Origin of the sequence: uncultured Nitrosomonas sp., assembly GCF_902826915.1 — a bacterium.
Taxonomy (GTDB): Bacteria; Pseudomonadota; Gammaproteobacteria; order Burkholderiales; family Nitrosomonadaceae; genus Nitrosomonas.
In genome coordinates this window covers 12433-32416 of record NZ_CADEGP010000029.1, presented here as the reverse complement: position 1 = coordinate 32416, position 19984 = coordinate 12433, and the positions used below count along the sequence as shown (strand labels likewise).

The following is a 19984-nucleotide window of genomic DNA, read 5'->3' as shown; positions in this document are numbered from 1 at the left end:
CTGCTGCTCGCAAGATAGCGATTGACGGGAATTTTTCAGGGACGACTAAGTATTTGTTATATAAAATTATTGTTTTGATTGGTGGATCGAATAAATGCTAATTTGAGCCCAAGTAAGATATATAAGAGCTAGGGTTATAGTCAGAAAAACAACAGCAGTGTTGCTTGAATGCAACATCGTGATGGCTAAATTTATAAAATATGCTCGTTTTTCTTGCAGAATACTTATGTGTTCGGCACAATCAAATCAAACCCTCCGAGTCGGGGGGTCCGGACAAGCGGGGTGCATTCCACTGGAGTGTAGTAGGGCAAAAAAGGACGGCCCCAATCGTTTTAACATTAAAGGAGAACTTCCGTATGAAGAAGAAACTTATATCACTGGCAGTAGCTGGTGCACTTGCAGCCCCGATGGTTGTGTTAGCACAAGGAGTAGGAACAAATGTAACACTTTTTGGTAGTGTGCAGGCCGAGTATGCTACAGTCAACAAAGACGGTCAAAGCAGTCAAGCTCTCATTGGTGATGACACAGGCCGTTCAAGAATGGGGATGCATGTAACTGAGAATTTAGGCGGCGGCTTGAAAGCAAAAGCGCATGTTGAATATGGTTTTAGTACAGGTAGCGGTGCATTGGGTGTTGCACGGGAACGTTGGGTGGCGCTGGCAAACGATAGCTGGGGTGAAGTGAAATTTGGTCGTGTTCAATCACCATTTAAAGATTTCGCAGGCGGCATGACGATTGATCCATTTGCATACACAACTCTGCAAGCTGCGGGTAGCGGTGGTACCATGACTGCTTCTGCCAATGGCTTAGGTTCTGGTGCTCAAAGTTTTGTAAACAGTGCTGTTCGGTTTGATTCGCCACGGGTTGAAGGGTTTAGCTTTGCAGGTATATTAATGCCTGGCGATTCTAACCGATTAGACGCGGCAAATTTCATCTCTCCGACAGATACTTTTCAAGGAAGTCAATCAAATTCAGGTGGTGAAGATGGTGAATGGGACTTCCAAGTAGCAGGTAAATATGAAGCGCAAGTTGCAGGTCATAATTTAGGTGTGTTCGGCGGATATTCTCGCGATAATCTGAGCACCCGACAAAGCACAACTCTACCTTTAACGAACAATGAGCATGTCTGGCGTGGTGGTGCACTGTGGAGTTTCCAAAACTTTAAGCTCAGTGGTCAATATGAAAGAGTCGACAATGCAATAGGTGCAGCAACCTGTTCCAATGCTGCTGCGTTGGGTAATCCTGGTACTGGTGTCGGAGATAGTCGTTCGCACTGTAACTCAGCGATGAATCTGGGCGGTGATGGTCATCTATGGTTTGCCAGCGGTCAGTATGATTGGGGTAATACCAGTATTATCGCTCAAGGTGGTATGTCAGAAGCTAATGCAACTGCTACTGCAATTAAACGTGATATGAGTACCTTTACCGTCGGCTTGATACATAACCTCAGCAAACGGTCAAGTCTCTTTGGTGGCTATCAGCGTGGCATGATGGACGACAAAGCGGTTAATGGACTTAGAGATCATAACACCTATACTGTAGGTATGCGTCACAACTTCTAATCCAAGTTAATCTCGTAAAAAGGCACCAAATGGTGCCTTTTTTATTGTCAGAAAGAAATATAATGAGTTTCTATTGTTTCTAAATATCGATTGATGATTATGGAGGATTCTCAAATATGAGTATGAAGAAATGGACTGATGAAGAGCTTGTTTCTACACGGGATAATCTTGAATCCTGGAACAAACGAAGCAATGGTTCTGGTTCTAAGATGTGGCTATTTACAGCCATATTAGGTGCATTTGCAGTTTCAACAGGTGTTGTATTTATTTTTTTTGATGGAATCGATGTATTGAGCATCTTGTTAATAATTATGGGTACTATTACGTGTGCATCATGGTATAAGAGTGAAAAGCAACGGAAAGATAATGTTGCTTTCCTGGGTGAAATTAATAGAGAAATTAAGTCTCGCAAGATTAAAGATGCGCCAAAATCCAAAAATAAAACAAATGTGCAGGCAAATGAAGTTGATTATTCAGAATCAACAGATGTAGGGAGTACAGAATCAGTTGCTGAAGTAAAGAACTCAGAAGAAACAGAGGAAAAATCAGAAAAATAGCTTGTGCGTGAAGATGATCCAGCCATCAATGAAATCGATCGATTCATTATTTATGGAAGAGATCGTGCAAACAAAAGAGCATTGCCGATGGATGATTTAAATATGCAATTCGATTTAACGCAAAAAGATAAGCACATTTTTGTGGCGTTATGTCAATTTTCATGGGTGCAAGGCGAACCATTACCGCTTATTTTTGACGTGGAAGATGAAGTTTATTTAAGGCAAGGAATTACTCTGCCAGTATTAAAACATCTCGAGAGTATCGGCTTAATTGCATTCGAGAGCGAAGGTTTTGTAAAAAAAGGATTTGGAAAACATGCGCGACTTTTTTATTGTGGTAAGCCGACTAAAATAGGTTTTCAAAACAAAGAGAATAATTCTTTGGACTTGGGGCACGTGCTATTAACAGTACGAGGTAAAGATTTAGCTTTAACCATTCCAGTGATCAGAAATCAGCAGTTCTATGAGTACGTCATTCGCAGGTGGTTTGAGCAAGGATTGGTTTTGTCATCAATACAAGTTGACCGCAATCTGGAAGCCTGATGTGGCTGGCCGCGCGTGTGCGATTAGAGTACTAGGATAGCGCGATAATCATTAACATTGGTATGCGTGGGGCCAGTAATGACTAAATCATTTAATTGCTGAAAAAACGTATAGGCATCGTTATTCGATAAAAACGATGCAGGATCCAAATTAAGTCTATTTGCACGAATCAGAGAATCTGGCATGATGAGTGCTCCAGCATTGTTTTCAGTCCCATCCAACCCATCCGTATCGCATGCCAATGCATATACTTTATCAAGCGCAGAGAGTTCGATTAATAATGACAATAGGAACTCGGAATTGCGCCCCCCTCGGCCATTCCCTTTCAAGGTGACAGTCGTTTCACCGCCCGATAACAGAGCCAAAGGTGTTTTTAGTACTTGCGGATATAGCTTTATTTCTCTCACTAATGCGGCATAACTTTTGGCAATTTCCCGAGATTCACCGGTTACTGTATCACCAAGTATTAAAGTGTTGATCCCATGTTCTTGGAAATAATTTGCAGTTGCAACCAGGGATTGATGAGCGTTTGCAATAATTCTGTTTTCGACTTGGTTGAAGATGGGGGAGCCAGGCTTGGGTGTCTCAGCGATAGCGCGTTCTTTGCCCGCCAATAGCATTTGTTGTACTGTTGCCGGTACTTCCAAATGATAGCGGTCAAGTACAGCAAGCGCATCGGCAAATGTGGATGGATCGGGGGAGCAGGGGCCGGAAGCGATATGGGTTACTTCATCACCGGTAACATCGGAAATAATTAAAGCCAGTATGGGAGCTTGGCATGCGGCAGCAAGCCTACCGCCCTGGATCGCGGATAAGTGTTTGCGGACAGTGTTAATTTCCTGGATACTTGCTCCGCAACGCAACAGCTGGTGGGTGGCTGCTTGAAGATCTTGCAGTGAAATGCCTTCAATTGATAAGGATAACAGACTGGATCCGCCGCCGCTGAACAAACAAAGTAATAGATCCTCGGATTCTAATGTTTGAACTGCTGCGAGAATTTCTTGCGCTGCTCGCTCACCATTTTCATCCGGTATCGGATGACCCGCTTCAACAACTTTGATTTTTTGTGTGGGTAATGTATGTCCGTAGCGAGTGACGACCAAACCATCAATTTGAGCAGCAGCAGGCCATGCATTCTCAACCACCATTGCCATTGCAGCAGATGCTTTGCCAGCGCCAATAACGAGTGTGCGACCTCGAGGGGGATGAGGAAGATGCAGCGGAATGATGTGATTAGGGTCGGCAGTTTTGACGGCTACTGCAAAGCTTTCCAGCAAATGATTGCACGGATTCATTTTACCAACATGGATTGCAGATAATGACCAGTAAAACTGTTTTTATTGCCTGCAATTGCTTCCGGCGTACCTTCTGCAATAATACATCCGCCACCATCTCCACCTTCCGGGCCTAAGTCAATAATCCAGTCGGCTGTTTTGATGACATCCAGGTTATGTTCGATGACTACCACAGTATTACCATGATCACGCAGTCTGTGTAATACTTTCAGCAGTAGATCGATATCCTGAAAATGTAGACCAGTCGTGGGTTCGTCCAGAATATACAAGGTCCGGCCCGTGTCGCGCTTGGAAAGCTCCAGTGACAGTTTTACCCGCTGTGCCTCACCGCCGGAGAGTGTTGTGGCGGATTGTCCCAAGGTAATATAACCGAGGCCCACGTCCAGTAATGTATGTAATTTTCGCGCAACCACTGGTACTGAGCTGAAAAATTCGAATGCATTTTCCACGGTCAATTTCAGTATCTCATTGATATTCTTGTGCTTATACTGGATCTCCAGGGTCTCGCGGTTATATCGATGACCATGGCATACATCGCAGGTAACGTAGATATCTGGAAGGAAATGCATTTCTACCTTAATTACGCCATCACCTTGGCAAGCTTCGCATCGACCACCTTTGACATTGAATGAGAACCGGCCGGGCGCATAGCCGCGTTCGCGTGCTTGAGGTACGCCAGCAAACAATTCCCGGATCGGAGTGAACAGTCCGGTATAAGTTGCGGGATTGGAGCGCGGCGTACGGCCAATCGGGCTTTGATCCATGTTGATGACCTTGTCGAAGAAAGCCAGGCCTTCGATGTGTTGATAGGGCGCCGGTTCAGCATTGCTGCCATAAAGATGGCGAGCTACCGTGCGATGTAGCGTTTCATTAATAAGCGTGGATTTGCCGGATCCCGAAACCCCTGTGACGCAGACAAAGAGACCTATCGGGAGAGTCAGCGTAACGTTTTTTAGATTGTTCCCAGTGGCGCCATCAATTCGAAGCGTTCGATCATCGGTGGGGGAATGGCGTTTTTCCGGTATCTTGATTGATAATTTTCCGGATAGATACTTGCCCGTCAGAGAATCATCATTTTCCCGAATAGACTGTGGCGTGCCTTGAGCAACAACGAGTCCACCGTGTTCACCAGCCCCTGGTCCCATATCCACAACATAGTCTGCAATCTGTATGGCATCTTGATCATGTTCAACCACGATGACACTATTACCCAGATCACGTAGTTTTTTGAGTGTATCGAGCAGGCGACCATTATCGCGTTGATGTAAACCGATGGAAGGTTCATCTAAAACGTACATAACGCCCGTTAGGCCGGAACCGATTTGACTGGCCAATCGGATACGCTGAGATTCACCGCCGGACAATGTATCCGCGGAGCGATCCAAAGATAAATAATCTAGTCCTACGTTGTTGAGAAATTGTAGGCGGTTGGAAATTTCCTTGATAATACGCTCAGCAATTGATTGCTTGTGACCCGATAACTTGATGTGATCAAAAAATTGCTTGGCTTTTTTTAGTGGAAAAGCGCTGATCTGGTAAATCGCCTGCCCTGCAACATGCACATGACGTGCAGCCTGGCACAAGCGTGTACCCTGACACTCTGGGCAAGTTTGCGCATTGAGATATTTGGCTAGTTCTTCTCGCACAGCTTGAGATTCGGTTTCTTTATAGCGACGTGTCAGGTTGGGAATGATTCCTTCAAAAGGGTGAGTTTCCTGCCGCTTGCGACCGCCTTCTGTCAGATAGGAGAAATGTATTTTCTCTTTACCTGAGCCATGCAGGATAATGTTGCGAATAGCTTCATCCAGTTTCTCAAATGGTGTCTCCAGATCGAAATGATAATGTGTTGCAAGATTTTTTAGTAACTGAAAATAAAATTGATTGCGCTGGTCCCAGTTTTTTACCGCGCCGGCAGCCAGTGACAAGTGGGAGAATGCTACGACACGTGCTGGATCAAAGAAAGTGATTTGCCCCAAGCCATCGCATTTATTGCAGGCACCTAATGGATTGTTAAAAGAGAATAATCTGGGCTCCATTTCCGACAACGAGTAACTGCACACCGGGCAACTGAATTTGGCTGAAAACAGATGTTCATGGCAGTTATCTATCTCAATTGCCAAAGCGCGTCCATCGGAATGGCGTAACGCGACTTCGAATGATTCAGCAAGTCGTTGCTTAGCATCCGGGGAAACCTTCAAGCGATCAATTACTACTTCAATGGTATGTTTCTGAGTTTTCTGCAACTTTGGCAATGCGTCGATTTCATAAACTTCGCCATCGATTCGCAAACGAACAAAACCTTGTGCACGCAGCTCATCAAACAACTCTACTTGCTCGCCCTTACGTTCCACGATTAACGGGGAAAGAATCATCAAACGTGTGTCGAGTGGTAGCTGTAACACATGATCCACCATTTGCGATACGCTTTGTGCGGTCAAAACAATATTATGCTCAGGGCAAAAAGGATCGCCCACGCGAGCGAATAGCAAACGCAAATAATCATGAATTTCAGTGACCGTCCCTACCGTCGACCGTGGATTATGCGAGGTTGCTCTCTGTTCGATAGCGATTGCGGGAGAGAGTCCCTCGATCAAATCAACATCTGGTTTTTCCATCAATTGAAGGAATTGTCTTGCATAGGTCGAAAGAGATTCCACATATCGACGCTGGCCTTCCGCATAAAGCGTATCGAATGCAAGCGATGATTTGCCTGATCCTGATAGCCCGGTAATGACAACAAGCTCATTACGCGGCAGATCAAGATGGATGTTTTTCAGATTGTGCGTGCGTGCGCCGCGTATTTTTATGGATTCCATGAGCTATCTATGTATGAGTCAACCTGCTAATATACCCAACTTTTTAAAAATATAACAACCTGATTCATGTCTGCTTCATCATCTGAAAAAATGTCTCCGGAGGAATTACGCGCAACCATTGGTTTGGCCGGTGTGTATGGCTTGCGCATGTTTGGACTGTTTATCATTTTGCCGGTATTTGCTTTTTATGCTGAGGATTTGCCTGGTGGAGACAATTATACGTTAGTCGGAATTGCACTAGGAGCATACGGCTTAACGCAAGCTGTGCTGCAAATTCCCTTTGGTTGGCTGTCTGATCGCATTGGACGTAAGCCTGTTATATATCTTGGGTTAATTCTATTTGCTATTGGTAGCTTGGTCGCAGCTATCGCAGTTGATATATATTGGGTAATAGCGGGGCGTATTATTCAGGGTGCCGGGGCAATATCGGCCGCCGTAATGGCTCTTGCGGCGGATCTTACGCGCGAAGAGCATCGTACTAAAGCGATGGCTACGATCGGTATGACCATTGGTACAGTTTTTGCCATTTCCCTGATTGCTGCTCCGATTTTGAATCATTGGATAGGTGTACCTGGAATTTTTGCCATGACCGGTATACTGGCGTTACTTGCAATGCTTGTGGTAAAAAAAATCATTCCTGATCCGCATATCAGCAGATTTCACTCCGATACCGAAGTATCACCTACGAGCTTTGCAAGTGTATTGCAGAATACACAGTTGTTGCGTTTAAATTACGGTATTTTTGCGTTACATGCCACATTGATGGCGCTCTGGCTTGTTGTGCCGCTGACTTTGCGGCAAGCCGGAATGGCGGCGGGTGATCATTGGCAGATTTATTTGCCTGTTTTATTGCTATCGATTGTTTTCATTATCCCCGCAATTATTTACTCCGAGAAGAAAGCCAAGTTAAAGCATGTGTTTGTTGCAGCAATTGCTATTTTGCTAATGGGGCAGATATTGTTGGCTATGACATTTGATTCACTATGGGGTACAGCTGTTGCCTTATTGGTTTTTTTTACGGCATTTAACTTATTGGAAGCCAGCCTACCTTCATTAATTTCCAAGATCGCACCCGTGGGCGCAAAGGGAACGGCGATCGGAGTTTACAGTAGTACCCAGTTTCTGGGTGCTTTTGCTGGTGCGGCGGCGGGTGGTTATTTATTCGGCGCGTATGGAAGTTACGCGTTATATACGTTCTGTGGATCATTGCTGGTGGTGTGGCTGATATTGGCTGCGACGATGAAAGCGCCTGCTGCCGTGCGGTCCAGGATGTATCCTGTGGATGAAATGGATATTGATCAATCACGAGAACTGTCGCGTCGGCTCGCAGCAATACCCGGTGTCTATGAAGCGTTAGTTATTGTTAATGAAAGAGTGGCCTATCTGAAAGTAGACATGAAAGGCTTTGATGAAGAAAAGGTAATTCAATTGCTTGGGGAGAAAACATAAATGGCTTCAGTCAATAAAGTTATACTCATTGGTAATTTGGGTAAAGATCCGGAAACTCGCTATATGTCAAATGGGGATGCGGTTACTAATATTACATTGGCTACCACAGACACTTGGAAAGACAAGAATGGTGAGAAGCAGGAAAAAACCGAATGGCATCGTGTAACTTTTTATCGCAAGCTCGCCGAAATTGCTGGAGAATACTTAAAGAAAGGCCGCTCTGTTTATATTGAAGGAAGATTAGAAACCAGAAAATGGACTGATAAGAATGGTGTGGAGCGCTATACGACTGATATTATCGCCAGCGATATGAAAATGTTGGGTAGTCGACCAGGAAGCGATAGTTTTGAATCAACTTCTGATCAAGAAGAAGGCAATTCGGTTCCTGGTCGATCTTCTTCAGCTAAAAGTTCAAGTGGATTTGATGATATGGATGATGATATTCCATTTTAATCGAATGATTGAATATGCTCGGTCGTTTCAGGTTTAATTCTTCATTTCAGAGTGTGCGAGCCGATTGAAAGTCGATGCTTGAGGTGCGTACTTAAACTTTGTTGTTTGCAATTAGGAGCTTGTTTTAATCTGTTAACGTTTATCAGGCAAGCGGGACACTCCATTCTGAAGTTCGATAGGAGCTATATTGGTTTGACGACTAGGAGGCAATGAGAATTCGATACTGGCGATATTGCCGCCAATCTCCCTGGCCATATTTCTAAATTCGAGCGCTAGCATACATTTGGGAACAATAAATGTCTGCTTAAATCCAGATTTAAAATGAACAAGAATTTTCATGGCTTCTTCCAGGTAAGTTTTATTTATTAAAGGGTTAGTGAGTTAATTAACAGCAATGATGCTGTTTCAACGACTTAAAAAAAACAAACTTTAGCCTGGAGTTATGATTCTTTTATGCCCCTATTGATTGGGATGCGATTGATACAATTTGTACCGATGGTATCTCGGCGTATGATCATTTCAGATTGAAGCTTGTTATGAAGCTGCGATCGATATAGTTTTTCCAAAGCCAAACCCACTTTCCATGTGCAAAGAAAGCCCCCCGAGAAGCAACGGCATGGCGCCCTCCTGTGGTTAATAAGCTCAAGAAGTATCGCTGCGGTTTGTAAGGCTGAAGAGAGCCATGTCCCACTAATTGCGTCGAAATATTTTTGGCTAGAAATGGTCCCTGACGAACTGCATAGACACCGGCTTTAGGTAAGGGCATCGGTGTAAATGCAGCGCAATCGCCTGTTGCAAAAATATCTGGGTGTGAAATGCTGCGAAGATATTTATCAACCTGAATAAAGCCATTGTCATCGCATGCCAACCCGCTTCTTCCCAGCCAAGGCTGCGCGTTTGCATGGATGGCCCAAGCAAGGAAATCATAGTCATATCGTGTGTGGTCATTGAGCACTAACTGATGTTCAAGTGCAGAAACCACATATTTCCCCTGGATAAGCTGGATTCCGAGCGTTTGTAAATGCCGATGAAAGAAATTCTGTACTTTCTTGTTGTGTGAATTCAGGATGTGTGAGTCAGCGCAAATCAAGGTGAATTCGGCGCGAATAGAAGTTGTATTTGCCAATCTATAGTGCAAAGCGAGTAATATTTCTATCCCGGCGGCACCTCCACCAACAACGACAATGCGCTGCAGATGACTTGATCGTTGCTGCGTTGTAAGCCAATGCTGCCACTGTTGCAGAAATTGTTTGATGGGTTTTACCGGGGAACCATAGATAATTGCACCGGGAATACTGTGTAGCGCAGGTTGCGAGCCTACATTGATCGACAAAACATCATAACGTAACGAGAGATTATCTTGGCAATCGATTTGTTTTTTTGATGAATCCATATGCGTAACTTTGCAATGGATAAATTTTATACCAACCCATTGGCAGAGTTTTCGCAAATCGATATGACAATCCTCATGTGTATGATGTCCGGCAATGAGTCCGGGTAACATGCCAGAATAGGGTGTCAACGTATCGCTACTGATAAGTGTTATGCGAGTATCGGTAAGTGGCTTTACAGCTAGTCGTTTAATTGCAATGATATGACTATGGCCACCGCCGATTAGCAGTAAGTCTTTGTTGCTTTGTGTTAAGCCTATCATTATTAACTTTCTTGTGTTGCGTTCTTATTAGAAAAATGTGATAGTTCTCACCGCAACATTATAAGTTAATACAAAATGTGATAGGCAAAATTACAAGTATGTTGCTTGACTTCGAAGGGAAGTCTAGTATTGCATTGAAATTGAAAGAGTATTTAATTCAGCATGAATGCCTAGAAGCAGCATAACGATTTATTTAATATTTTGGGGGATTAGTAATGAATTTTATCAAAACGAGTACATTAACATCTTGTCTTGTTCTTTTTTTGTTTGCAGTGCTATTAATAGGTTGTAAGCCGATGGACGAAAAAGAACCAATACCAGCTAAAGAAGATAAGGCAGCAGCAGAAGCGACAGCACTTGAGCCTGAGCCTGAGCCTGAGGCGCTTGTACCCACTGAACCAGCCATGATTGAAGATGTGCAAAGTTTGCAAACCTTGGATTCGGCAGAAAGTAATATCGATACTATAAATACCGACGTTGAAGCTAACGAAGCCCCGGAGCCTGTTATTGATGATGGTGATGATATCGTAAAACCTGATGCCGCAATGATACGTGATATTCAGCAGGCACTTGTAGATGCTGGATTTAATCCCGGTCCAGTTGATGGAAAGAGCGGCGGTAAAACTGTAGCGGCGATTGAAGCATTCCAGAAAGAAAATGGCATTCCATCTGGAAAGATAGATAAACGAACATTACGTGCGCTAGGCGTTGAGTTCTAAGAGACGGTGATTTTTTATTTAAAAAACACCAAGAGCTTAAAGCTCTTGGTGTTTTTTGTTGAAGTATATCAATAATTAATCAATGAGTTGAGAATATTTGCTATAGTAAGCGATCATGTTTTATAGTTAAAAACTGACTTTCAGGGTACTTTCAGATTAAAATATAGAGGGATAGCGATTGAGGCTAAGGGAATTTATGTTTTGAGGGTTTTTATCAGACATTTCAAATTTTCTTATTATATATTAGTGCGTTTAATGGATCATTGAAAACGCTCTCAGGTAGTGGATACAAGGGAAAATGAGCGAAAAGCGCAGCTGATGCTTAATATGCTGGCATCGTGAGCTTGCTTTCTAACTGTAGCGCAGTGCAGAGAGCTTGGGATGGTTTGCTAATGGATATGAAAGATGGGCTGATTATCAATTTGGTTTCATACTTAATTGTAGGTTAGATTGTTAATAATTTGTTTTTTTAAGTACTTTTGGAGGTTAATTCATGGGTGTTCCCTTACGTCAACAGATTGCGGTAGGTGCGTACTTGATCAAGCAGAAATTAAAAGGAGTGAAAAAATATCCTTTGGTACTGATGTTGGAGCCTTTGTTTCGATGTAATCTGGCTTGTGCTGGCTGTGGAAAAATTGCACACCCCGAAGATGTGCTTGATCAAAGACTTTCCTATGAAGAATGCATGCAAGCTGTGGATGAGTGCGGTGCTCCAATGGTATCAATTCCAGGTGGCGAACCATTGCTTCATAAAGAGATGCCGCAAATTGTGGCAGGCATTATTAAGCGTAAGAAATATGTTTATCTATGTACCAATGCATTGTTGTTAAAAAAACGTATTGACGATTATACGCCATCACCCTATTTGACTTTTTCGATTCATCTGGATGGCATGCAAGAACGCCATGACGCTTCAGTTTGTCAGGAGGGAGTTTTTGATCGTGCAGTTGAGGCGATTAAGCTGGCGTTAAATAGAGGGTTTAGGGTCACGGTAAACTGCACGCTGTTTCAAGGCGAGACACCGGAAGATGTGGCTGAGTTTCTGGATTACGCCATGGAGCTGGGCGTCGAGGCTGCAACGATTGCTCCCGGATTTAGTTACGAGAAAGCACCGCAGCAGGATGTTTTTATCAAAAGCCAGGATACAAAGATATTATTCCGCGGTATCTTCGAGTTGGGTAAGAAGCTAAAACGCAAATGGCGTCTGAACCACTCAGCATTGTATTTGGATTATCTGGCTGGTAATCAGGATTACGAATGCACACCTTGGGGTAATCCGACACGTAATGTATTTGGATGGCAGAAGCCTTGCTACCTGTTGTCGGATGAAGGCTATGCAAAAACCTTTAAGGAGCTTCTTGATGATACGCCCTGGGAAAAGTATGGGACGGCTAATAATCCGAAATGTGCGCAATGCATGGCGCACTGTGGATATGAAGCGACAGCTGTAGAAGATACCCTGCACCATCCCTGGAAGGCGCTGATTGCATCATTAAAGGGGCCCAAAACATCAGGGCCTATGGTTGCCGAGCCAACACCAAAATGGGCAGCAGGAGAAAACAAAACGTCTAAAAAGCTCTCCGATATACCCGTAACATTTGTTAATAAGTAGATAGAGGTTGTATTAATTCTACATTTTAAAATTCAGCGTAAGCAAGAATGTTAGTGGAGTTAGTACTCTATCTGTCTATTTTTGGCACTTTTTGCTGGTGGATGTTGGCATTATTTCCATGGCGTCCTTGGAGTACTTGCGAGAAAATCGAAGCACTAGCACACGAAAAAGTTATTTCCAGCGAAACGCTGAGTGATATCACTGTTTTAATTCCGGCGCGTAATGAAGGTCCTTATATCGGGCATACATTGCGCGGAGTTAGAGCGCAAGGTGAGAATGTGCATGTCATTGTGATCGATGATCAGTCTGTCGATGATACAGCAGAGCAGGCTAGGCAATGCGGAGCACAAGTGCTATCGGGTACTGCGCCGCCAGCAGGTTGGAGTGGTAAATTGTGGGCGCTAGAACAAGGATTACGAGAAATTAAAACGCATTATACATTGTTGCTGGATGCTGATATTGAACTCACTCCAGGAATTATTTTTGAGTTACGGCAAAAAGCGTGTAATGAGAATCTGGCACTGGTATCGCTTATGGCTAAGCCACCTATGGATAATTTTGTAGAGTGCTTACTGATGCCAGCATTTATTTTCTTCTTCAAACTGTTATATCCATTTGGGCTAGCAAATAAGCTGGGATCACGCGTTGCCGCCGCCGCAGGCGGATGTATTTTGGTAAAAACACAAGCATTGCGTTCCACGGGTGCTTTTGCCAATTTGCATGATGCATTGATTGATGATTGTACTTTGGCGGCGCATATTAAGTGTGCTGGGTTACGTACTTTTATAGGGCTTAGTCATGGAGCGCGTAGTCATCGCGGCTATCATAAACTAAAACCAATCTGGGAAATGGTCGCGCGCACTGCATATACGCAATTAAAATATTCGCCCATTTTGCTGATTATCTGTACATTGATCATGATTTCCATGTTTTTGGTAGCACCTTTTGCTTTTATGTTCTCGTCTCACTTGGAAATTTATCTAGTGAGTATTCTGGCATGGGCTGCTATGTTTTTTACTTATTTACCTACTTTAATTTATTATCAGCGTTCCCCGCTTTGGGGGATTACCTTGCCGATCATTGGTATTTTGTATCTTGCCATGACTTGGACATCAGCATTGCGGTATTGGCGGGGGGAACGCGCTTTGTGGAAAGATCGTCGCTATGAAAGTAAAACAAATACTTAAATTGATAGGGTGGTATCTGATTTTAGTGGTGCTGCTACCAATTCCTACAGCATTGAGTTCATCCAATTCAGAAATAAGTAGTCCGGAACAGGTGGTTGCGCATTTACAATTATCTCTACTCGATGTTATGCGAGAAGGCGAAAAATTGAGTTACGACGAACGCTTCAAATACTTGCAGCCTGTCATTGATCAAACTCATGATATTGATCTGATTATTAAGACAATATTGGGCGCGACTTATTGGTCACAGCTGGATAATGCACAACAGGATCTAATTGTTGAAACTTTTCGTCAATTGAGTATAGCAACGTATACGGGGCGTTTTGTTCAGCATGAGGGTGAACAATTTCAGATTATCGAGCAACGTACCCTGCCGCGAGATCAAGTGTTGGTGCGCAGTCAATTAACCAAATCGGATGGCGGTACGGTAAATTTTGATTATGTGTTGCATCAAGTTGCAGGAGATTGGCGTATCGTTAACATCCTGTTTGACGGTGTGAGTGATCTAGCAATAAAACGTGGTGAATATCGAGCCATTCTGCAACGGGATGGCTTTCAGGCGTTGATCGAAATGCTTAAGGAAAAGATTGCGTTGACGCGACAGGATCCATAATGACTTTTATCTCTTTCTTCCAAGGTATTGATAATAAGTGACTAGTTCATTGAGTTCAAGTTATCGTTTTTTTGCTCGCTGGGCAGACATATCATATCGCTACGCTATCTGGATTATTCTGCTCATACTAGTAGTAGTTGCACTGGGCGCTTTTTATATAGTTAACAATCTTGGTGTTCATACGGATACAACCGATATGCTTTCCGAAGATGTTCCTTTTCGCGCAAATCATATCCGGTATCTACAATCATTTCCTCAATACGAAGATACGCTGTTGCTGGTATTGGATGCTCCCACACCTGAGCAAGCGCATATAGCAGCAAAACGTTTTACTCGTTATTTGCAAGATGATGTTACACAATTTCCTAGTACTTATTATTTAACGGGTGAACCCTTCTTTGAACAGAATGGTTTGTTCTACAAGGATTTGTCTGAGTTAGGCCGAATTACTGATTATTTGGCTGCGGCACAGCCACTGGTAGCACGTTTGGCTGATAATCCCAATTTATTCACTTTTTCTTCGGTTCTGACAGATGCCGTTGAAGAATTACGCGAGGGGCGCAAATTAGAGTTGGAGCCAGTATTCAGTGGCATCAGTGCAACATTGGATGCGCGGCTTGCGGGTAAATCTCGCGCGCTATCATGGCAGGCGTTATTAGGGGGCGAAGAACAAAAAGACACCTACCAGGAATTGATTATCGTACAGCCAAAGCTCGACTATTCCCAAATTTTTGCTGCTGAAGGGCCTATTAAAGCGATTCGCACTACGGCACAGGGTATGGGATTTGCTCCAGATACAACTGAAAAATTACGCATTACAGGAGAGGTGGCGCTGGCTCATGATGAACTCAATAGTGCAATGCACGGTGCTCAAGATGCTGGGTTATTGGCACTCATCATGGTTGCTGTGGTGCTGTTAATTGCATTCCGCTCAGCAGGTGCAATATTCACCATCATAGTGAGTTTGCTGCTCGGTTTATTGCTGACAGCCGCTTTTGCAACCGTTGCCGTCGGTCATCTAAACCTGATTTCCATTGCATTCGCAGTATTATATATAGGTCTGGGGGTTGATTTTGCGATTCATTTCCTGCTCAGACTTGAGGAAATCAGAAAGCCTGATCAGACTGTTCCCGAAGCAGTATATAAAACGGGTGGTGATATGGGGCAATCGCTGCTTATCTGCGCGCTGACCACTGCGATCGGTTTTTATGCCTTTATGCCAACGACCTATCGAGGTGTTGCGGAGCTGGGTTTAATCTCAGGAACGGGTATGCTCATAAGTTTCCTGATTACGATGACGATGATACCCGCCTTGCAAAGGTTTTTCCCGATTCAGATCAAAAAATCATCGCTTTCAGTTCGATCAATTAATAAAATTCTGGATTTGCCAAGGCGTTCGCGAAAACTTGTGTATAGCGTTACCATCATTGCTGTCCTAGCTTCTGCCTTAGCGTTGCCACATATCAAGTTCGATTACAATTTATTGAATCTGAATAATCCGCACGCAGAATCAGTTCAAACCTTCCAGGAGTTGCTGGGGGATGCGGAAGATTCACCTTGGCATATCAATGTATTAGTGGATGATGTTCAACAAATAAGACAAATAGCGCAGCAACTGAGGGCCTTGTCCGAAGTTAAAAGAGTTATCAGTATATTGGATCTGGTTCCGGAGGAACAAGAAGAGAAAAGTCTTTTGATCGAGGAAATGGCAATGATTCTAGGGCCTATTTCTTTTTCCTCTACAGCATTCTTGATTCCGAGTCCTCATACGGTTTCGGAGCAGAGAATGGCATTGGATCAATTAAGAACTTCGTTAAATCAGTTTGTTGCGGAGCAACCAGAACATGCAAACGTAGTTTCTGCTCGTGCGTTAGAGGGTTCGCTTGATAATCTGATAGCGAAGCTGGATAAACCTGTGTTGGAAAATGGGGAAGCGAAAGAACAATTATTGCTTACGGTTAATAATGATTTGCTGAGTTTATTGCCAGGCTCTATCAATCGTCTGCAGTTGGCTTTGGAGGCACAACCATTTGAACAAGAGGCATTGCCGGCATCGGTGACTGAGCTTTGGTATGGTAATGATGATGTGTATCGAATTGCGGTTTATCCGTCTGAAAATATTAATGACAATGATGCCTTGCGTAGATTTGTGCGCGCTGTACAAAAAATCACGCCAAATGCAACTGGTGTTCCTGTAATTAGCCTGGAAGCTGGGGAAGCCGTAGTAGATGCATTTTTTCATGCATTCTCGCTTGCACTGATCGGAGTCATATTGACGACTTGGACTATGCTTCGAAGCGCTACTTCTACCTTGTTGGTATTAATTCCATTATTGCTTGCGGCGTTATTGACCGGAGCTGGCACAGTATTCATGGGGCTGTCGTTTAACTTTGCCAATATTATTGCGTTGCCGTTATTGCTGGGAATTGGTATCGACAGTAGCTTGCATATGGTATACAGAAGTCGGAATACCGGTGCGGACTATGAAAATCTACTGCATACCAGCACAGCACGTGCCATTTTCTTCAGTGCGTTAACAACCCTGGCAGGATTTGGTAGTCTTATATTTTCTATTCACCAAGGAACATCCAGCATGGGGCAGCTGTTAACCATCGGATTGCTATTGACTTTGGTGTGTGTTCTGATTGTTTTGCCGATTTTGCTGCAATCAGCCAGTGACAAGAAAGAAATTACTGCTTAGCAGGCTGTTGAAAAATTACCTGCATTGCCGTTGCGGTGTTAAAAAGATGCAAATGTCATTATGCATAAACTGTGCTTTTCACCTCTTTCGTCTTGTGTCAGCTGCTTAGAAAACGTTTTTCATTGGCCTGTTAAATCTTTATTCTGGTTTCACCAAATTACTTCGTGTTAAAGCTGCGGCGAAGAAACCATCCGTTTGATGTGGTTTGGGAAATAATTGTAAAAATTCACCAGTATCCAGTGGTATCTTTTGATGAGACAACAGTTCGGAGCAATTCAACAAGCTAAACTGAGGATGCGCGGTCAGAAATTCGTTAATGACAATTTGATTTTCTTCTGGTAAAAAGCTGCATGTTGCATACACCAATCGCCCGCCCGGCTTTAGCAAACTGGCGGCTGCCGCAAGAATAGCGGCTTGTTTGGTTTTGAGTTCATCGATGCTTTGTGACGATTGGCGCCATTTTAAATCGGGATTGCGACGCAAAGTTCCGAGTCCGCTGCAAGGGGCATCGACCAATACGCGATCAATTTTTCCAGCCAGTCGTTTGATCTTTATGTCATTCTCATTGGTGATTCGTTGTATATGTAAATTAGATAAACCTGAGCGTTTAAAACGTGGTTTCAAATTGTTTAGTCTTTTTTCAGAAACATCGAATGCATAAATGCGCCCTTTTGAATTCATTAAAGCACCCAGCAGCAATGATTTGCCACCTGCACCCGCGCAAAAGTCGACAACCATTTCGCCGCGCTTGGGTGCCAGCAAATAACCAAGTAATTGACTTCCTTCATCTTGTACTTCTATTTTTCCCGATAAAAAAAGCGCATGACGATTGATCGCAGGTTTTCCAGCAAGCCTGATGCCGCAAGGAGAGTAAGGTGTCGCCTGAGCATCAATACCTTCCTGCTCGAGTGATTCCAGCACTTCGCTGCGTTTGGCGAGGATTGTGTTAACGCGGAGATCCAGCGGCGCGGATTTTTGCAGCGAGAGTCCTAAATCAAGAATATCTGTATCCGACATAAAATGTTGTAATTTCTCTACCAGCCATACGGGGAATTCAGCCTGAGTCGCTAATGGAAATACATCCGGTTTGATCGCTTTGATTTCTGACAACCATTTCATTTCAGTTTCGCTGATCAGCGATGCCAATTCGCGTAAATTCATTCCTTGAAGTTTAACCAAATACGCTAATGCTAATGCGCGTGGTGTTACAATTTTCACCAAGCTTTCAAGAAAAAAACGGTGTCGCAGGATGCCGAAAACTGTTTCTGCAATGAATGCACGATCCTGTGCCCCTAACAAAGGATTGTCCTGGAAGAAACGCCGCAAAATCCCATCAGCCGGGTATTCCAGAGGAAGTACAGTACGTATGGCAACAATAACTGCGTCCAGTTGAGAAGGCGTAAAATGCATTGATTTCCTGATGTGTAGTTGTAGCTGAACGATCGAATTATTGATCAGCTTTGTAACTGATATTAATTCCGGTGACTATTTTATCGATTTCACGGCCATTCTCTTCTGTCGAAACAATGCGAACAGGCAGCATATGATTGTTTAGCGCAAGCCATACGATTCTTTTAAGCTTGGAGTTTTTATCCTCTTGCCGGGTCAATACAATGGTTTTCATCTTTCCAATCGGAGTTTTGAGTGTTTCTTTGGTGATGGCATAGCGCGACAACACCAAACTATGTCCGTTTGTTATGTGACGTTCTACCTGGTGCTTAGGTAAGGGAGTAAACATAAAATTATAAGATAAACTTAGCCGATCTAAAGTATCTTTGGGTAATTTTTCTTGTACTTCCCGCTTCTCATGGCTCAAAGTAATCGTGTGATTATTCCAATCAAATATAGCCAAGCTAGGTGCTTTTTTCCCACGTTTTTCATAAGCACGAGTAGGTTTTAACCCGCCTTCCGTAATTATCCCTTCGCTATGTCGCATGATCCTATTGGGTTCTAAAAGTTTGAAAATTCCAGTGGCTTGCGCTTCGCTATTAATACTATAACTATTGCCTTCGTCAGTATGTTTGATTTCCATCACCTCATTGATTTCTCCTTCACCGATATCTGTCGTCACGGCATAATTGATTTCAATGCGAGAGGGTATATCCGTTGCATAAACAGAAACTGAAAAACTTAATATTCCTATTAGAAGAACTGCAGGTATAAATTTCATTCGGATAATCCTGGTGAATAAAGCGTAATTTCACAGAAGCTGGAGTCCAGTACTTCAACATGATTCTCAATTAATTTGATCCGATCTTCCATAAACCAGCGCACGGCTCGGGGGTAGATATGGTGTTCCTGCTGTAGAACCCGCGTGGCTAATGTTTCTTCGGTATCCCAGGGTAATACAGGAATAGCTGCTTGAATTATAATAGGGCCATGATCCAGTTGCGGGGTGACGAAGTGTACCGTGCAACCATGGATTCTAATGCCTTCTTGCAGTGCGCGCGCATGCGTTCCTAAACCCGGGAATGCGGGTAGCAATGAAGGATGGATGTTCACTAATCGGCCTTGAAAATGTTGCACAAAGCGATCACTCAGTATACGCATGAAGCCAGCCAGTGCAACCAGTTTTGGCTGATGCGAGTCAATACATTTTGCCAGTGCAGTATCAAATGTTTGCCGGTCGGCATAGGAGCGGTGATCAATCACGTTCGTGTTAACACCATATTTTTTGGCGGTTTCTAAACCCAATGCATCGGGATTGCTACTGATGACTGTAATGCGATCGATTTGCGCCCTTGCTTCCAGCAGTGATTGCATATTACTGCCGCGGCCGGAGATCAGGATAACCAGTGATTCCATATGTTCTAATGGCGAGAC

Annotated in this window: 17 protein-coding genes; 10 read left to right on the top strand and 7 right to left on the bottom strand. The window is 43.6% G+C overall.

The window, feature by feature from the left end:
• The first annotated feature begins 356 nt into the window (after nt 1–356).
• The 3 genes from QZV86_RS06930 to QZV86_RS06920 all read left to right on the top strand — a co-directional run bounded on the left by QZV86_RS06930 (nt 357) and on the right by QZV86_RS06920 (nt 2662).
• The gene (locus QZV86_RS06930) at nt 357–1562 is read left to right on the top strand and encodes a porin (protein ID WP_295625394.1); all 1206 of its coding nucleotides are present in this window, start codon (nt 357–359) and stop codon (nt 1560–1562) included.
• Nucleotides 1563–1678: 116 nt separating this feature from the next.
• Nucleotides 1679–2119: a hypothetical protein gene (locus QZV86_RS06925; RefSeq protein WP_295625391.1), complete on the top strand. Its 441-nt coding sequence runs from the start codon at nt 1679–1681 to the stop codon at nt 2117–2119.
• Nucleotides 2120–2122: 3 nt separating this feature from the next.
• Nucleotides 2123–2662 (top strand): hypothetical protein, encoded by a 540-nt coding sequence (locus QZV86_RS06920; protein WP_295625388.1) that lies wholly within the window; start codon nt 2123–2125, stop codon nt 2660–2662.
• A 23-nt stretch (nt 2663–2685) separates the two neighbouring features.
• Here the strand turns inward: QZV86_RS06920 and QZV86_RS06915 are convergent, their stop codons facing one another.
• Entirely contained in the window at nt 2686–3957 is a 1272-nt protein-coding gene (locus QZV86_RS06915; RefSeq protein ID WP_295625385.1) for a glycerate kinase, read from the bottom strand.
• The gene (gene uvrA / locus QZV86_RS06910) at nt 3954–6773 is read right to left on the bottom strand and encodes an excinuclease ABC subunit UvrA (protein WP_295625382.1); all 2820 of its coding nucleotides are present in this window, start codon (nt 6771–6773) and stop codon (nt 3954–3956) included. The genes QZV86_RS06915 and uvrA overlap by 4 nt, the downstream gene beginning before the upstream one ends.
• Nucleotides 6774–6839: 66 nt before the next feature.
• Between uvrA and QZV86_RS06905 the strand changes: the two genes are divergently transcribed.
• Together QZV86_RS06905 and ssb are read left to right on the top strand one after the other, a co-directional pair.
• Complete coding sequence (locus tag QZV86_RS06905; RefSeq protein WP_295625379.1) at nt 6840–8222, top strand: MFS transporter; 1383 nt, start codon at nt 6840–6842, stop codon at nt 8220–8222.
• Nucleotides 8223–8675, top strand: coding sequence for a single-stranded DNA-binding protein (gene ssb / locus QZV86_RS06900; RefSeq protein ID WP_295625376.1), 453 nt, complete (start codon nt 8223–8225; stop codon nt 8673–8675).
• A 132-nt stretch (nt 8676–8807) separates the two neighbouring features.
• On the opposite strand, the gene QZV86_RS06895 is transcribed toward ssb, so the two are convergent.
• Both QZV86_RS06895 and QZV86_RS06890 read right to left on the bottom strand, forming a co-directional pair.
• Nucleotides 8808–9014 (bottom strand): hypothetical protein, encoded by a 207-nt coding sequence (locus tag QZV86_RS06895; RefSeq protein WP_295625373.1) that lies wholly within the window; start codon nt 9012–9014, stop codon nt 8808–8810.
• Between the two features lie 175 nt (nt 9015–9189).
• Nucleotides 9190–10329: an FAD-dependent oxidoreductase gene (locus QZV86_RS06890; protein WP_295625370.1), complete on the bottom strand. Its 1140-nt coding sequence runs from the start codon at nt 10327–10329 to the stop codon at nt 9190–9192.
• Nucleotides 10330–10544: 215 nt separating this feature from the next.
• Here QZV86_RS06890 and QZV86_RS06885 point away from each other — a divergent pair, with 215 nt between their 5' ends.
• The 5 genes from QZV86_RS06885 to QZV86_RS06865 all read left to right on the top strand — a co-directional run bounded on the left by QZV86_RS06885 (nt 10545) and on the right by QZV86_RS06865 (nt 17161).
• On the top strand, nt 10545–11048 hold the full coding sequence (locus QZV86_RS06885) for a peptidoglycan-binding domain-containing protein (RefSeq protein ID WP_295625367.1): 504 nt from the start codon (nt 10545–10547) through the stop codon (nt 11046–11048).
• 493 nt (nt 11049–11541) lie between these two features.
• Nucleotides 11542–12660, top strand: coding sequence for an adenosyl-hopene transferase HpnH (hpnH, locus tag QZV86_RS06880; RefSeq protein WP_295625364.1), 1119 nt, complete (start codon nt 11542–11544; stop codon nt 12658–12660).
• Nucleotides 12661–12707: 47 nt separating this feature from the next.
• Entirely contained in the window at nt 12708–13847 is a 1140-nt protein-coding gene (locus QZV86_RS06875) for a glycosyltransferase (RefSeq protein ID WP_295625360.1), read from the top strand.
• Complete coding sequence (locus QZV86_RS06870; RefSeq protein ID WP_295625357.1) at nt 13825–14460, top strand: ABC transporter substrate-binding protein; 636 nt, start codon at nt 13825–13827, stop codon at nt 14458–14460. The genes QZV86_RS06875 and QZV86_RS06870 overlap by 23 nt, the downstream gene beginning before the upstream one ends.
• Nucleotides 14461–14497: 37 nt before the next feature.
• Nucleotides 14498–17161 carry an MMPL family transporter gene (locus QZV86_RS06865; protein ID WP_295625354.1) on the top strand — a complete coding sequence of 888 codons (2664 nt, stop codon included), beginning with the start codon at nt 14498–14500 and terminating at the stop codon, nt 17159–17161.
• Between the two features lie 138 nt (nt 17162–17299).
• Here QZV86_RS06865 and QZV86_RS06860 read toward each other — a convergent pair whose 3' ends face one another.
• From QZV86_RS06860 to purN, 3 genes are read right to left on the bottom strand one after another with little or no spacing between them, the layout of a single operon-like run.
• On the bottom strand, nt 17300–18571 hold the full coding sequence (locus QZV86_RS06860; protein ID WP_295625351.1) for an RsmB/NOP family class I SAM-dependent RNA methyltransferase: 1272 nt from the start codon (nt 18569–18571) through the stop codon (nt 17300–17302).
• A gap of 37 nt (nt 18572–18608) precedes the next feature.
• Nucleotides 18609–19331 carry a DUF3108 domain-containing protein gene (locus QZV86_RS06855; RefSeq protein ID WP_295625348.1) on the bottom strand — a complete coding sequence of 241 codons (723 nt, stop codon included), beginning with the start codon at nt 19329–19331 and terminating at the stop codon, nt 18609–18611.
• Nucleotides 19328–19966, bottom strand: coding sequence for a phosphoribosylglycinamide formyltransferase (gene purN / locus QZV86_RS06850; protein WP_295625346.1), 639 nt, complete (start codon nt 19964–19966; stop codon nt 19328–19330). Before purN ends, QZV86_RS06855 begins: the two co-directional genes overlap by 4 nt.
• Between the last annotated feature and the right edge of the window lie 18 nt (nt 19967–19984).